Source organism: Bradyrhizobium sp. 27S5 (assembly GCF_037217225.1).
In the GTDB taxonomy this organism is placed as follows: Bacteria; Pseudomonadota; Alphaproteobacteria; order Rhizobiales; family Xanthobacteraceae; genus Bradyrhizobium; species Bradyrhizobium septentrionale.
Map to the genome: position 1 here is coordinate 970,494 of NZ_CP147714.1, position 12,707 is coordinate 983,200.

General features: G+C 59.6%; 16 protein-coding genes and 4 pseudogenes. 11 read left to right on the forward strand and 9 right to left on the reverse strand.

From position 1 onward, the window contains the following. Nucleotides 1–140 precede the first annotated feature (140 nt). A complete protein-coding gene (locus WDM24_RS04670; RefSeq protein WP_338695646.1) occupies nt 141–1,037 on the reverse strand; it encodes a LysR family transcriptional regulator in 897 nt (298 codons plus the stop codon). Nucleotides 1,038–1,314: 277 nt separating this feature from the next. Between WDM24_RS04670 and WDM24_RS04675 the strand changes: the two genes are divergently transcribed. The 4 genes from WDM24_RS04675 to WDM24_RS04690 all read left to right on the forward strand — a co-directional run bounded on the left by WDM24_RS04675 (nt 1,315) and on the right by WDM24_RS04690 (nt 3,894). Then, a complete protein-coding gene (locus WDM24_RS04675) occupies nt 1,315–2,049 on the forward strand; it encodes an SDR family NAD(P)-dependent oxidoreductase (protein WP_338830597.1) in 735 nt (244 codons plus the stop codon). Nucleotides 2,050–2,079: 30 nt separating this feature from the next. Further along, on the forward strand, nt 2,080–2,490 hold the full coding sequence (locus WDM24_RS04680) for a nuclear transport factor 2 family protein (RefSeq protein ID WP_338830598.1): 411 nt from the start codon (nt 2,080–2,082) through the stop codon (nt 2,488–2,490). Between the two features lie 77 nt (nt 2,491–2,567). Beyond that, nucleotides 2,568–3,161, forward strand: a complete 594-nt coding sequence (locus tag WDM24_RS04685; protein ID WP_338701868.1) for a malonic semialdehyde reductase — start codon at nt 2,568–2,570, stop codon at nt 3,159–3,161. Between the two features lie 100 nt (nt 3,162–3,261). Further along, entirely contained in the window at nt 3,262–3,894 is a 633-nt protein-coding gene (locus WDM24_RS04690) for a class I SAM-dependent methyltransferase (protein WP_338830599.1), read from the forward strand. A gap of 326 nt (nt 3,895–4,220) precedes the next feature. On the opposite strand, the gene WDM24_RS04695 is transcribed toward WDM24_RS04690, so the two are convergent. The 3 genes and pseudogenes from WDM24_RS04695 to WDM24_RS04705 all read right to left on the reverse strand — a co-directional run. Further along, nucleotides 4,221–4,544, reverse strand: a complete 324-nt coding sequence (locus WDM24_RS04695) for a hypothetical protein (RefSeq protein ID WP_338695649.1) — start codon at nt 4,542–4,544, stop codon at nt 4,221–4,223. 71 nt (nt 4,545–4,615) lie between these two features. Continuing rightward, a complete protein-coding gene (gene hspD / locus WDM24_RS04700) occupies nt 4,616–5,071 on the reverse strand; it encodes a small heat shock protein HspD (RefSeq protein WP_166302380.1) in 456 nt (151 codons plus the stop codon). 360 nt (nt 5,072–5,431) lie between these two features. Next, a pseudogene (locus tag WDM24_RS04705) lies at nt 5,432–5,980 on the reverse strand (histidine kinase dimerization/phosphoacceptor domain -containing protein); the annotation flags it as partial. Nucleotides 5,981–6,167: 187 nt separating this feature from the next. Between WDM24_RS04705 and WDM24_RS04710 the strand changes: the two are divergent. The 3 genes from WDM24_RS04710 (at nt 6,168) to WDM24_RS04720 (ending at nt 7,098) form a co-directional block, all read left to right on the forward strand. Further along, nucleotides 6,168–6,464, forward strand: coding sequence for a GlsB/YeaQ/YmgE family stress response membrane protein (locus WDM24_RS04710; protein WP_166302385.1), 297 nt, complete (start codon nt 6,168–6,170; stop codon nt 6,462–6,464). A gap of 57 nt (nt 6,465–6,521) precedes the next feature. After that, entirely contained in the window at nt 6,522–6,740 is a 219-nt protein-coding gene (locus WDM24_RS04715) for a hypothetical protein (protein WP_166302388.1), read from the forward strand. Nucleotides 6,741–6,870: 130 nt separating this feature from the next. Continuing rightward, a complete protein-coding gene (locus WDM24_RS04720) occupies nt 6,871–7,098 on the forward strand; it encodes a hypothetical protein (RefSeq protein WP_338830602.1) in 228 nt (75 codons plus the stop codon). A 233-nt stretch (nt 7,099–7,331) separates the two neighbouring features. Here the strand turns inward: WDM24_RS04720 and WDM24_RS04725 are convergent. From WDM24_RS04725 to WDM24_RS04740, 4 genes and pseudogenes are all read right to left on the reverse strand, one after another. Then, nucleotides 7,332–7,642, reverse strand: a pseudogene (locus WDM24_RS04725) (methyltransferase); the annotation flags it as partial. A 114-nt stretch (nt 7,643–7,756) separates the two neighbouring features. Then, nucleotides 7,757–8,311: a hypothetical protein gene (locus WDM24_RS04730; RefSeq protein ID WP_338695658.1), complete on the reverse strand. Its 555-nt coding sequence runs from the start codon at nt 8,309–8,311 to the stop codon at nt 7,757–7,759. 5 nt (nt 8,312–8,316) lie between these two features. After that, a complete protein-coding gene (locus WDM24_RS04735) occupies nt 8,317–8,670 on the reverse strand; it encodes a hypothetical protein (RefSeq protein WP_166302393.1) in 354 nt (117 codons plus the stop codon). A 176-nt stretch (nt 8,671–8,846) separates the two neighbouring features. Then, the gene (locus WDM24_RS04740) at nt 8,847–9,083 is read right to left on the reverse strand and encodes a DUF6894 family protein (RefSeq protein ID WP_166212944.1); all 237 of its coding nucleotides are present in this window, start codon (nt 9,081–9,083) and stop codon (nt 8,847–8,849) included. Nucleotides 9,084–9,251: 168 nt separating this feature from the next. Between WDM24_RS04740 and WDM24_RS04745 the strand changes: the two genes are divergently transcribed. The 3 genes and pseudogenes from WDM24_RS04745 (at nt 9,252) to WDM24_RS44305 (ending at nt 10,635) form a co-directional block, all read left to right on the forward strand. Further along, complete coding sequence (locus WDM24_RS04745) at nt 9,252–9,527, forward strand: hypothetical protein (protein WP_166212942.1); 276 nt, start codon at nt 9,252–9,254, stop codon at nt 9,525–9,527. 372 nt (nt 9,528–9,899) lie between these two features. Next, nucleotides 9,900–10,552: pseudogene (locus WDM24_RS04750) on the forward strand (Ku protein). After that, the gene (locus tag WDM24_RS44305) at nt 10,510–10,635 is read left to right on the forward strand and encodes a hypothetical protein (protein WP_414645815.1); all 126 of its coding nucleotides are present in this window, start codon (nt 10,510–10,512) and stop codon (nt 10,633–10,635) included. The pseudogene WDM24_RS04750 and the gene WDM24_RS44305 overlap by 43 nt, the downstream one beginning before the upstream one ends. Nucleotides 10,636–10,937: 302 nt before the next feature. On the opposite strand, the pseudogene WDM24_RS04755 reads toward WDM24_RS44305, so the two are convergent. Further along, nucleotides 10,938–11,081, reverse strand: a pseudogene (locus WDM24_RS04755) (IS66 family transposase); the annotation flags it as partial. Between the two features lie 974 nt (nt 11,082–12,055). Between WDM24_RS04755 and WDM24_RS04760 the strand changes: the two are divergent. Next, nucleotides 12,056–12,256 (forward strand): hypothetical protein, encoded by a 201-nt coding sequence (locus WDM24_RS04760; protein WP_338695663.1) that lies wholly within the window; start codon nt 12,056–12,058, stop codon nt 12,254–12,256. The last annotated feature ends 451 nt before the right edge of the window (nt 12,257–12,707 follow it).

Sequence of the window (12,707 nt, forward strand, 5' to 3'; positions counted from 1 at the left end):
CTCTCATTGATTAGCCCGACACCGCCGCCGTCGAGAAAGCGGTAGCACCATCGGCCGTCCTGTTGAGGAAACGATCTGGAGACCGCGCTTCGTGCAGCTCCATCCGCAATTGAATTCAACCACCGGCAACCTGCCAGGCGTCAGTCGCGCGATGTGGACTGCCCCGCGAGAAGCGGAGCGTGCGCGGCGAGTCGGCGGGATACGAACTCCGTGAAGAGCCGCACGCGCTTCGTCTTGCGTGTCTCCCCCTGTGTGAGAAGCCAGAGTGTTCCGTACATGTGCAGGTCGGTGCCCGGCACCCTCACTAACAGGGGGTCGGCATCTCCGATAAAGCACGGCAGCGTCGTGATCCCGATCCCTTGCCGTACAGCAACGATCTGCGCCTCGGCGTCTGATGTCCTGAATGGAACCCCCGCGGCGCGAACCTCACCCTCGCTGGCCCAATCCGGAATTCCATGAATGCTGATGACGATCCACCGGATGGGATCAGGCGCGCCGGTACGCCATGCGGCCAGTCGATCGCGAGACATGTAGACACCGCCGAACAGCTCCGGTCCTTTCAAGCCGTGAAGATTGAGCGGCAGGGTTTTGCGGTCGTAGACGACGCGGATCGCCACGTCGGCCTCCCGGTTGGTCAGGTTTGCCAGTTCGCCGGACGACAGGATTTCCATCTCGATGTCCGGATGCAAGCGCGCGAAATCGGCGAAGTCCGGCATCAGCAGGTGTGTCGCGAGGGGCGGCGCCAACGTCACCCGAAGTAGCCCGCGCACGCTCTGGTCGCGACCCAAGACGCGCGTCTCCAGTTTGAGCGACGACGCTTCCATCTGCTTCGCGAGTTCGAGGACCTCCTCGCCCGCAGCCGTCAGGCGGTAGCCCACAGGCAGCTTTTCGAACATGAGCGCCCCGAGGCGTTCCTCAAGCTGGGCGATGCGTCGCAGCACGGTCGCGTGGTTCACACCAACGCTTTTGGCGGCAGCCCGCACCGAGCCGCCGCGCGCGACGGCAAGAAAGTAACGAATGTCATCCCAGTCGATCATGGTGCAATCCAGCACCACGCGGTGCGCCTTCCAAAGCCCGCATCTAACGGAGCGTATAGCAGTATTGGCGGAAATCATAGCTTGGGGCGACGAGCCCAGCCCAATTCAGACCGGCAACCATGGATCATCGCGGCCGGCATCAATCATGGACCCGGATCGTTTTCGCACCACCGATGTGCGCTTTTCCGCACTCAACGCCTGACCCCGGCGGACCTATGTCGAGGTTCTCGGGGGCGTCCCCAAACGATCAGAGGCGGAAGCCTGGAAGGAAGCAGTCATGGGAAAGCTTGAAGGCAAGGTTGCAGTCATCACGGGTGGATCGAGCGGCATGGCGCTGGCGAGCGCCCAGCGGTTCGTTGAAGAAGGCGCCTATGTTTTCATCACGGGCCGGAAACAGGAGGCGCTGGACCAGGCCGTCAAACTGATCGGCCGGAACGTGACCGGCGTGCGCGGCGACGCGGCCAATCTCGACGACCTCGGCCGTCTGTTCGACACGGTCAAGCGGGAAAAGGGCAGGATCGACATCCTGTACGCGAGCGCTGGCACGGGCGAAGCCGTCCCACTGGGCGAGATTACCGAGCAGCATTTCGACGCGACCTTCGGCCTGAATACGCGCGGCACGCTGTTTACGGTCCAGAAGGCGTTGCCGCTGTTCAACGACGGCGGATCGATCTTCATGACCGGGTCAGTTGCTTCGATCAAAGGTTTTCCTGGTTACAGCGTGTATGCGGCGAGCAAGGCGGCGCTGCACGCATTCGCACGCGGTTGGCTCAACGAACTCAAGGGCAGGAATATCCGGGTGAACGTGCTGCACCCAGGTCCGATCGCCACACCGATGCAGGACCAGGTTCTCACCGAGGAAGCGAAGCGGATGTTCGAATCCCTGATCCCGCGGGGAAAGATGGGTCGTCCCGAGGAAATTGCGGCAGCCGCGCTGTTTCTTGCTTCAGACGATTCGAGCTTCGTGAACGGGGTGGAGTTGTCCGTCGATGGCGGCTTCTCGGCCATCTGAATTCGCGTCGAGCGAAAACGGAGAGATACGATGAGCACCGAAGAGAATGTCAAGCTTGTGAAGAATTTCTTTGCAGCCATGGGCAGCAGCAACGCGCGCGATCTGCTGGCGTTGGCTGCCGAAGATATCGAGTGGATCATTCCGGGCGAAGGCTGGCCGCTGGCAGGCACGCACCGCGGGCACGCGGAGTTGGCGGCTGTGCTCAAGAAGGCGTCCGAAGAGGTGGAAACGCAATACCCGAAGCCCCCCGAATTCGTGGCGCAGGGAGACCGGGTTATGGTCGTCGGTGTCGCTACGGGAAAAATCAAAGCCACGAACAGGCCGTTCAAGGACGAGTGGGTCTTCGACATAACCGTTCGAGACGGCAAAGTCGCCCGCATCCAGGAATACATCGACACGCAAGCACTGGCGCGGGCCTCGCAGATCGACGCAAGGACCTAGTCAAGTTCGACGTGTGAGTCGTGATGGCATATCGCGATGTTGTGCCGACCAACATCCATTTCCTGAAAGGGCCCCCTATGACATCCCCTCTAAACGATCAGTCGCTTGATCAAATCTTCCGCTCCGCCCGCACCCCCAACGGATGGGCAGATCGTCCTGTAAGGGACGATCTGGTACGCGAGATTTATGACCTACTGAAATGGGGACCGACATCCGCGAACAGCAGCCCCGCCAGGTTTGTCTGGGTGCGTAGCGCCGACGGAAAGGCAACGCTTGCCGGGCTTGCCGCGGAGCCGAACAAGCCCAAAATTCTGAAGGCTCCCGTCACGGTCATCATCGGCCACGATTTGGATTTCGCCGGCGAGCTACCAAAGCTTCTGCCTCATAATGCCGAGGTCATGCAGAAGTATTTCGCGGCACCAGGCGTGGGCGAGGCGACGGCAATGCGAAACGGAACGCTGCAGGGCGCTTACCTCATCGTCGCTGCGCGGGCGTTGGGGCTGGACTGCGGGCCCATGTCCGGCTTCGACAACGCCGGCGTGGATAAAGCGTTCTTCTCGGGCACGCGGGTTCGGTCGAACTTCATTTGCAGCATTGGTCACGGCGATCCAGCTTCCGTGTTTCCACGCAACCCTCGCCTTAGCTTTGAGGAGGCCGGTCGCTGGGCGTAGGCCCACCCGTCTAGCGTGAGCTTTTCGGGGTCGACGGCGAATGAGCCGTGGATCGCCGTCCCGCACGCTCGTCGAATTCCCAAACGTAATGGAGATCCCAATGTACGACCAATTCAAGCTATCCGAGTTAATCCGATTCGCGCGCGTGGATGCCGGCGCCACCATCATCGACGTTTACCCAGGCGACGGCGACTGGACCCGTCTCTTCTCCGACGTCGTGGGACCCGAAGGACGGGTCTACAGCTTCGTGCCGGCCGAAGTCGCCCACTTCAAGAACGATCCGGTCGGCCGAATGCGGACGCTTGCGAAGGAGTCGGGCCGGGAGAATGTCGAAGCCGTCTCGGCGGACCTCGTGGCGATGCCGGAGGTCACGCAACCAGCCGATGTCCTGTGGTTGCACCTGTTCTACCACGATCTCCACGCTGCGCTGATCCAGGCCAGGGGCGCGACGGCGGCACAATTCAATCGAGCCGTCTACGAGCGGCTGAAGCCCGGTGGGTCTTACGTCATCGTCGATCACACCGCCGCCGTCGGGGCGGGTACGGGCGACGCCCAGTCGCTGCATCGGATTGAGCCTGCATCCGTTCGCGCGGAGGTGGAGGCGGCCGGCTTCGTACTGGACGCGGAGAGCACCATGCTCGCGAACAAGGACGATCCGCACTCGATGAAGGTGTTCGATCCCGCGATCAAGGGTGTGACCGATCGCTTCGCCCACCGTTTCACGAAGCCCTGATAGGTCGCGGGAGGGACTGGTGCGACCTGACCGACGGGAAGGCACGCTTGTCGCGTCTCGACCTGTCTGCCGGCGCGCGGCGGTCACAAGCATCTCCCGCTGCGCGCAGGTCTTCTTCACCCAGTCGTTGCTTCGTCCGGTCGGGTATCGAACGGCCGGTACTGGCGCAAAGGAGCCATCCAAGCTGTTAAAGAGGTGGCCGTTGGACGGCTCCATCTAAGCACGTGCGCGGGACATCGACGATCAGCTAGTGCGAGTGACGTCAACGGGCGAGATTTCCTCTGTCATCTTCATCGCTCCTGACAGTCTTTCGTCATATGCGTGGTCTAAGCCGCGATGGCGCGCTCGGTGGACCGCAGTCTGCAGGCTTTCCCGCCCGGCGGGTGGCGAGGCCCGCCGTCCAGGTCGCACAGGGCTTCCAAGATGGCGTCGATGCTGACTGGCGCCTTTAGACCTGCCGGAGCGCGCAGTGCCGGGCAAGACGCGATCGCCGATGCATCGGAGGCCCAGGAAGCAAGGATCGCTCGCTTCTCGGCCAGCGTCAGGTCCGGATGCGCTACCACGTCCTTGGGATGTTCGAAGACGGTGCCGGGGTGCAGCAGCGCCTGGAAGTCAAATACGTTGTCTTTGATGGCGGTCGTCGGCCGCATGGTATCCTCCATTCAAGACGAGTGGGGCGGCAGCCCGAGACAACAATTCCGGGCCGCCGCAGGGTGTTCGCTCAGGCCGCCTTGGACTCGATCTGATGCACGTTGGCCGGCTGCGCGCCATTGATGGCGATCCGCCGCGGCCTCATGGCTTCTGGGATTTCCCGGACCAGTTCGATCTTGAGCAGGCCGTTGTCGAAGGCTGCATCCTTGACCTGCACGTAGTCGGCCAGGTTGAACCGCCGCTTGAAGTGGCGGGTCGAGATGCCGCGATACAGGAACTCGCGCTCGGTTTTCTCGGTCTTGCCGCCTTCGATGGTGACGACGTTCTGCTCTGCAGTGATCGAGATTTCATCGGGCGAGAAGCCCGCAACCGCCAGCGTGATCAGGTAACGGTCTTCCTCGATGCGTTCGATGTTGTAGGGCGGGTAGCCTCCCTCGGCGCCGCGCTGGGCGGTTTCGGCGAGGTCGAAAAGACGATCGAAACCGATGGTCGACCGGAAGAGGGGAGCGAAGTCATAAGTGCGCATAGCCAGATCCTCCTAGGAGCAAAATGGTTAATAGCGGCACCGGACACGACCGGTGCCCGTCTCAGGTCCCGGGCCCATCAGGCGCCCGGGAGCCACCTTGCGGCGGCGACTTGGAAAATAAAAAAACCGGATTTTGGTTTCAAGAGGGAGCCCGAAAATTTTTCAATATCCGTCTAACGGCCGGCTGCGGTCGGCCCCTAGGGGCTGGAAATCGTCTCCCCCCAGCGGTGGCGCTGTGCTACGTTTTCCGTGCGGCCCGCCACGCCGCAGCCTCTTATTTGACGGGACTACTCATGCCCACCCAACCGGGGAAGGAGTCGGTATCGGCGCCCACGGCTGCCGCCGATCTCACCAGGGAGGAGCGGAAATCATCAGAGGATCGAAAGCGCAGCTTATCCTGTGCGCCACGGTTTCCTGCAGCTTCCGGCAAAGCTCGCCCGCAAAGTCGGCGATGTCAACAAAGCCGATCTTGTTGCTGCGCCATAAGTGGTCGTGGACCTGGGCAATCGTGGTGATGCGCGAAGCCGCGTCTTTCAGGGCATTTCGGACATCTTCCGACTCCGCGTTGCGCCCCTGCACGCGCAGCAGACCCACGACCGACGCCAGGCTGTTCTTGACGCGGTGGCTCATCTCGCGCGTCAGCATGGCCTGGTGGTCGAGTGCTTCCTTGAGGTCCGCGTCAGCATGTTGTCGCTCGATGGCAATACCGAGCAAACCAGCGAAGCCAGCAAGGAAGTCGGCATCCGCGGCATCGAACTGGCCGGGGTCGGCACTGTCGACCTCGAGAATACCGAACGGCACATTTCCCTCCCCGCCTCTCGCGATCAGGACATTGATCGCCCGCTTGATCCCGTGATCCGACAGCAGCATGGGCGTGCGAAAGCGTGTTGCAGCTTGCAGATGTGGCGAACGGGAGATTTTGATGATCAGTCCAGAAGCTCGCAATGCGATTCAGATCGACCGAGTGTGTAGCGCCGCGATCTGCGAGGAAATAGGTGCTCGGCTGCGGATCAGACTGGCAGGCGAGCATGACCGATTACCGCTACACCTGATTACGCTGATGGACGTCATTCGGACCAACGATTGAGGTAGCAAGATGAATATGTCGAGCGAAAGCCTCTTGGTCATACTGTTCGTAGGTCTCGTTGCAGGCTGGTTGGCCGGTCAGATCGTGCGCGGGACCGGATTCGGGATCGTCGGCGATCTGATCATCGGTATTCTCGGCGCCTTTATAGGCAGTTGGTTGCTGCCCCGGCTCGGCATCCATCTCGGCAGCGGCATCATCAGCGCGATCATCAACGCCACCATCGGTGCGGTACTGCTGCTCTTCGTGGTGCGGCTTCTCCGCGGTGGCGGTGGATGGGGAAGCAGATGGCGCGGCCGTTGGGGGTGACCCAATGCCCGCGGCTCGTCCGTCTGCCGCGTTACTTAGCTCCGGGATCGATTCCAGATGAAAGACTTCTCGAATGCGTCGTTTCCGCCTGAAACGATTGCGATCATGAAAGCGGCGTTGGATAGCGCGGTTGCCTCGCTGCCGGATCCCGTCAGTTCCGCGCATGTCCAGGCGATCGCGGAAACGATTCTTCGTACCGCCAAGGACGGCGAACGAGACCCCGCTATATTGCGAAGAATGGCATTGATGGAGCTCCAGATCCTGACACGCCTTTGATCGGTCCGCAGGACTTCGAGCTATCGCCCGACCTGCGATCCGTTGAAAGGAACGATTGCTCCTCGCCGGGCTTTATGCATGCAGTCGTGGCCTGGATGTGTCCACCGAAAGGGTGGAAATGCCTACAGTCTTGGTTGTCGAAGATGAGACCCTGTTTACCGATATCGACATGCCCGGCTCCATGGATGGGCTGAAATTGGCCGCTGCGGTAAGAGACAGGTGGCCTCCGGTTCACATCATAATCACCACCGGCAAGGTGCGGCCGCTGGAAATCCCGGCGAACGCGCTTTTTATTCCCAAGCCTTATGTCGGCAAGAATGTTGTGGCGGCGATGAGAACGTTCGAAAATATGAATTAGAGCCAGGGGCGAGCGGGTCTTCGCTTCCGAGCGGCTCAAGAGCTCGCTTGCCTAACTCAATCGACGCATCGCGGTCTCATTAAACGAGCCAAAGGGCACAACAATCCAAATTGATGTACCACTCGATTAGAGGAAGGTCCGCCCATCCCACTCCCCTTCGGGTTCCGTCACATCGCCACATCATGCCGAATGGAAAAACACCACCAATGCGCCAGCAAGTCGGCGCCGGGACAGGGCTTCACGAACCGGTAGAAAAAGGTCTCGCCCTTGATCGAGGGTCGAACCTTGATCGAGTGTGGATCTTCCTTGTTCGCGAGCATGGTGCCTTCCGCATCCAGTACGAAGCCAAGCTCAATCCGATGCAGCGACTGGGCGTCGCTCGTGCCCGTTCCGACGGCGGCGGCGTGGTCGACGATGACCCGCCGGGCTTCAGCTGCTCGTAGACAGCTCGATTGAAGTCAGCCGCCGTCGCGCCGGTGGCCTGGATTAGCGCGGTGGGGAGATCGTGATAGAACGGGTGCAGCCACAGAACATCCGCTGGTTGCGCGGCCAATCGCCCACTGTAGAAAGCAGATGTGCGTTTCTTTGTTTGGCGCTGACGCGAAGTTTGACATCAAGAAGAAAATCTCAAAGCTGTGCTACGCAGTGCTGAGGTCGGTCAGGTGCTGGTTGTTGACAAGCGAATTTTGTCTTCCTGAAGCGTGAATCGAATGAGGGATATATCTGCGCGAGTGAGAGCGCGTGTCACGTCTTCCGGGATGGCTTCCCCGTCGGGCAGGACGAGAAATCGTTTGCAATCGCCATCCGGAGAAGCGTCATGGACTACGACTTGACCGATTGCCGTGTAGAGGGCCTGACGCTCACAGCTTGTCTTCACCTCATAGATTTCTCGCACCACGCCGCGCGCCTGCACACCCAGATCAACGTAAGCGTCTTTGAAGATTTTCTCGCCCGACTTTAGCGTTCGTCGTCGCCACTGGCGCACCGCATCGACAATATCACCATGACGAGAGATGTATTCGATTTCTTCTATGCGTCGCCGTCGCTTTTTGCCGGAAAATTCGTCAAAGTAGTTGCCGTAGCGCCGCTGCGCTGCGCGTGCTTGAGGTGTATTCGTCTCTCCCCTCTTTACCGCATCCTTGAATTCTATAGCCCTTTGTACGAAGCGGGCGATATCGGCAGCGGTACTCTTCGCGTCGACTGGAGCGACCACGATTCCTAGGCGAATTTAGAACCGATGACGAGAAGGACGCTTGGCAACAAGGCTACATCGCTTCCATCGAAGTATTGATGGACCTGCATCAGAACTTGCCTGAGAACCTGCATGGTGCCTTGTGCGCTGGTTGGTGGTGCGCTTTTGAGGACGCGACAAAACGCGGTCGATAATCGACTGAGAACGACAAGCAACGAGCAACGCCCATCACATCGAGCAAGCGACATCGAGAGCTGCGCGCCCATCACTGCGACCGCGTCACCGCGCTTAACTAAGACGTTCGCAACAGAGACAGAAGCTAAGGATTTTGGGCGAACCAAATTCAACGACGGTTTGATCGTCACTGCCGGAACCATCATCCCGCACCTGCCGAGAGTGTCAATCCCATCGGTAGAAATTCCAGCGTGGCTTGAACCGCGCGGCCAAGTTGATCCAGATCAATAACGACCTCAGGCGTCGCGGCCTGATCTCATGGCAGGCGCGATTTGTGCCTGACTATCTCCATCAGGAAGACAGCTAGGCGAAGCCCTGATGATCAAGAATCAAGGCGCTTCATCGTCCACAGGACGGCCACATTGAGAACCCGATCGGCTCCATCGCGAACTTCAACTGCCGCATCTCGAAACCCGCGCTCCAGCACCTGGTCACGGACAAGGTCGAGCAGCGAGCGGCTCGCCTCTTCCTTGACTGCCTCGAGGCTGTCAAACTCCAAGCCTTCTTCATCGGGCGCGAGGACGCCATCTTCGCGTAGATCGAAATAGTAGCGTGTCATTGGCAATGAATTGCGAAACGTTGATCTCGTTCCAGCGAGTGGCGCGTGAACGCCAGCTCCTGCGTACCAAGTTCCAGGAGGCAATAGCGGGTACAATTGGGCGGGCCCCCAGGGCTGACTTGACTGGGGTGCTATAACTGGTGGTGTCGATCGATTCGAGACCACATCATGAAGAGCAACGCACAACGCCGCCTGCCCCTGCAGGCCAACCGCCCCGCTTATCGCAGCCTCGAAGGCTGGGCGCTGGGCACTCTGATCGAACACCACGCCGTTCGCGAATGTGAACACCACGGACACGCGCTCGACCGCAACGATCCGGATGCAAGGAACCGCGCCCGTGAGGCGGCTTGGAACCACCCCTTTCCCGGCGCCACCCCCGAGCAGTGCCTGGCCGCGATCGAGGACGTTTTGCGCGGGATCGGCGATAGCTGTCCGGACTGCTAGATCCTAAAATGGACGTTTGTGCGGGTCTTCCGCCCGCTGAGTCCGCGCCGTGTTTTGGTCTAGGCGTGCTCGCTCACTCCATCGCAGCCGCCCTGCTCGTATGACGCCATAGGTGAGCGCGGCGCCCAGCAGAAAAGCACCTATGAGCCATAACACCATCAGATAAAAAGCCTCGCCCGGCACGGTCGCTCCCGTGGGTTGGTTCCCGGGCAAGTGCCGGCCGTGCGAGCAGTTCCTATCGGCTGATGCGCCTAATGTCGCGCTTGCGACTCCATTTCCCTGCCCCTCCGCCTATATTGGACTCATTGAGTTTAGGTGGAGTTTGAGTATGGCCCCGCGCGCCAATTGGAAGGATCCTTGCGGCTGTCCCTCGTGACGTGCCCGGTCGCACTGTTTCCGGCGACCTCTGAATCCGACAAGATCAGCTTCAACCAGATCAACAAGAAGACCGGTCACCGGATCAAGTATCTCAAGGTTGACGCCGACAGCGGCGAAGAGGTCGCATCAGACGACATCGTCAAGGGCTACAAGGTCGACACCGACCAATATCTTGAGGTGACGAAGGACGAGCTTGAGAACATCGCGCTCGAATCCACCCGCACCATCGAGATCGACGAGTTTGTGCCAAGAAGCGAGATCGACGATCTGTATCTCGTTCGGCCCTACTCATCGTCCCGGACGGCAAGGTCGGCCACGACGCTTATGCCGTTATCCGCGAAACCATTCGCTCGCTCGACAAGGTCGCCCTCGCCCGCGTGGTGCTGACCAACCGCGAACACGTCATCGCGTTAGAGGCCCGCGACAAAGGGCTGATGGGCATGCTGCTCCGCTATCCGTACGAGGTTCGAGACGCCGCGGAATATTTCGACGATATCCAGGACGTGAAGATCACCAAGGACATGCGGATCTCGCAAAACACATTGTCGAGCAGAAGTCCGGCCATTTTGAGCCGACAAAATTCGAAGATCATTACGAGCATGCCTTGCAGGAGCTGCTCGACAAGAAGCAAAAGGGGCAGCCGATAGCGACGGCTCGCAAGGCCGCCCCGAGCGATGTGTTCAACCTCATGGATGCACTAAAGCAGAGCATCAACGGGATCATCCAATAAGTCGGCGCCGGCGGCGAAACCAGCGAAGGCCAAGAAGGCGAAATCCAAGCCTCGCCGCAAGGCCGGTTGAGCGATGAAAGATACGGTCGAGTGGCACTCGCCATCTGGGCTCGATGCCTAAGCCATTGAGGCCCTTGCCAAGGCGCGATCCCTGCCGCCAGGACAAGCTCGCACGGAAGGAAACTTGCCGGCGCTCTTCGTGCGGCGGCCGACAAAATAGCCGGCCCTCGGTTGCCGCGCCGTGGCCGCCCGCCAGGCTGATCATGCCAGTTAATCTTTTCGAACCTTGTCTTCCAACTCGCGCGCCCGTCGTGAAGGAAGCGGGTGAATGCATTCCAGCGGCTAAGGCAGTAATTGATCGCCTTGGTCGTATCGTTGTTCCTGGAGTGCTTGGCGCGCTGCTCGCGTAACCACGCCTCTAGTTCAACGATAAGTGGACGGCTAACTACCGATTATTTGACGTAGCCGACACCCCTGCGCTGCCGCCGCACAGCTACCTCTTAGACTCAAGATAAGTGGTCCATGCAGCGCTGGCTAACGGCTGCGACGTTTGTTGAGCGCATGTCTTTTCGACTTGGGCCGCTATCGCCGCCTCGTCAATCTTCGCCTGTGTTTGATCGCTTGCTGCAGCAACGTAATTGAGTCCCGTCCAGAAACCGTAGATCCAGGTGGTCCCCTCTAATCGACGCGCTTGCGTAGACCGCCAGTGGACGCAACTCATACGCCCTATTCCGATCATATCGACCGAAATTTTGGCATCTTGCGCTGAGACCAGGCAGGCCGGTGCGGCAAAGACCAGCGCCCCAATCAAAACTCGTTTTATCATGCGTCAAATCCGGGCCCCCCTACATCATCATTACAAATCAGGCCGTAGCGTGACGGTTGATCGCGGTTGGAAACGACGGTTCGACGATCCGATACCATTGTCCCGGGGGCCGCCAGCTTGTCACGCTGCAGGACGCCAAAAACTACGCACGCCCTAGCTTTCTTCCTCTGGCGGTACTTCCGGAAAATCAGGGCCGTCGAGGTAAGCTTCAAAACTGCCCGGTTGCGCGCTTTCAAAATCGTTCTCGATTGTCACGACTTACAAGTCTGATTTGATGCGACTGGAAGTGGACAAGGGGTCCTGAAATTGAAAGCACGTTGCAGCGCGGCACCGGTATGCGCCGTCCTGACGGTTCTTTTTGCAAGCAGCTTGCTTTTGAACGGCGGTCTCAGGCGACGCCCGGAATTTCGATTGTACGAGGTCGATCTCGCCCGTCCATATCCAACACCACGCAAAGTAATCGCTCCGTGTCGTTTTTGTCACATCCGGCAAAGAAACGACCGCACGAGCACCAGCTTTGATACAGCGTTAATTGCCGTGTAGCCGTTAGAGGGTAAAGGTGTTCGTGCTTAGGTACCCATCTCGGAGATCACGATGTTGAAGTTTCTGGTTGTTGGAGTTGCGACTTTCGGTTTCATGGCTGCTGCCAGCGCTGCCGACCTCCCTCGTCCGCAGCCGGTTACTGCAACGGCTCCGGTTGGCAAGATGCCAATCGGGAAATATCCGGTTGGCAAGTACCCGGTCGGAAAGTACCCGGTTGGAAAAGCTCCTGCTCCGATCGTAACGAAGGGCTAGATCACCGCCGAATATCTATCTGCCTCAAACCTGTGTGGCAGTCGCGGCGCCGCGCCATCTGCAGGCTTGTTGCATCCCGGGCAGTGCGCGCCGGCACCGCCGCATGTGCAGGCCGTTCTCGAGGTCGCCGTCCTGTGGACGGCGAAGCGCCTTGATTCTTCCTCATAGGGCTTCGCCTAGCTGTCTTCCTGATGGAGATAGTCAGGCACAAATCGCGCCTGCCATGAGATCAGGCCGCGACGCCTGAGGTCGTTATTGATCTTGATCAACTTGGCCGCGCGGTTGAAGCCACGCTGGAATTTCCACCGATGGGATTGACACTCTCGGCAGGTGCGGAATGATGGTTCCGGCAGTGACGATCAAACCGTCGTTGAATTTGGTTCGCGCAAAATCCTTAGCTTCTGCCTCTGTTGCGAACGTCTTAGTTAAGCGCGGATGTCGCCGCCTTGAC

Coding starts and splice junctions, on each gene's coding strand:
- WDM24_RS04670 (WP_338695646.1), bottom strand. CDS start 1,037: ATGATCGACTGGGATGACATTCGTTACTTTCTTGCCGTCGCGCGCGGC.
- WDM24_RS04675 (WP_338830597.1), top strand. CDS start 1,315: ATGGGAAAGCTTGAAGGCAAGGTTGCAGTCATCACGGGTGGATCGAGC.
- WDM24_RS04680 (WP_338830598.1), top strand. CDS start 2,080: ATGAGCACCGAAGAGAATGTCAAGCTTGTGAAGAATTTCTTTGCAGCC.
- WDM24_RS04685 (WP_338701868.1), top strand. CDS start 2,568: ATGACATCCCCTCTAAACGATCAGTCGCTTGATCAAATCTTCCGCTCC.
- WDM24_RS04690 (WP_338830599.1), top strand. CDS start 3,262: ATGTACGACCAATTCAAGCTATCCGAGTTAATCCGATTCGCGCGCGTG.
- WDM24_RS04695 (WP_338695649.1), bottom strand. CDS start 4,544: ATGCGGCCGACGACCGCCATCAAAGACAACGTATTTGACTTCCAGGCG.
- hspD (WP_166302380.1), bottom strand. CDS start 5,071: ATGCGCACTTATGACTTCGCTCCCCTCTTCCGGTCGACCATCGGTTTC.
- WDM24_RS04710 (WP_166302385.1), top strand. CDS start 6,168: ATGAATATGTCGAGCGAAAGCCTCTTGGTCATACTGTTCGTAGGTCTC.
- WDM24_RS04715 (WP_166302388.1), top strand. CDS start 6,522: ATGAAAGACTTCTCGAATGCGTCGTTTCCGCCTGAAACGATTGCGATC.
- WDM24_RS04735 (WP_166302393.1), bottom strand. CDS start 8,670: ATGATGGTTCCGGCAGTGACGATCAAACCGTCGTTGAATTTGGTTCGC.
- WDM24_RS04740 (WP_166212944.1), bottom strand. CDS start 9,083: ATGACACGCTACTATTTCGATCTACGCGAAGATGGCGTCCTCGCGCCC.
- WDM24_RS04745 (WP_166212942.1), top strand. CDS start 9,252: ATGAAGAGCAACGCACAACGCCGCCTGCCCCTGCAGGCCAACCGCCCC.
- WDM24_RS04760 (WP_338695663.1), top strand. CDS start 12,056: ATGTTGAAGTTTCTGGTTGTTGGAGTTGCGACTTTCGGTTTCATGGCT.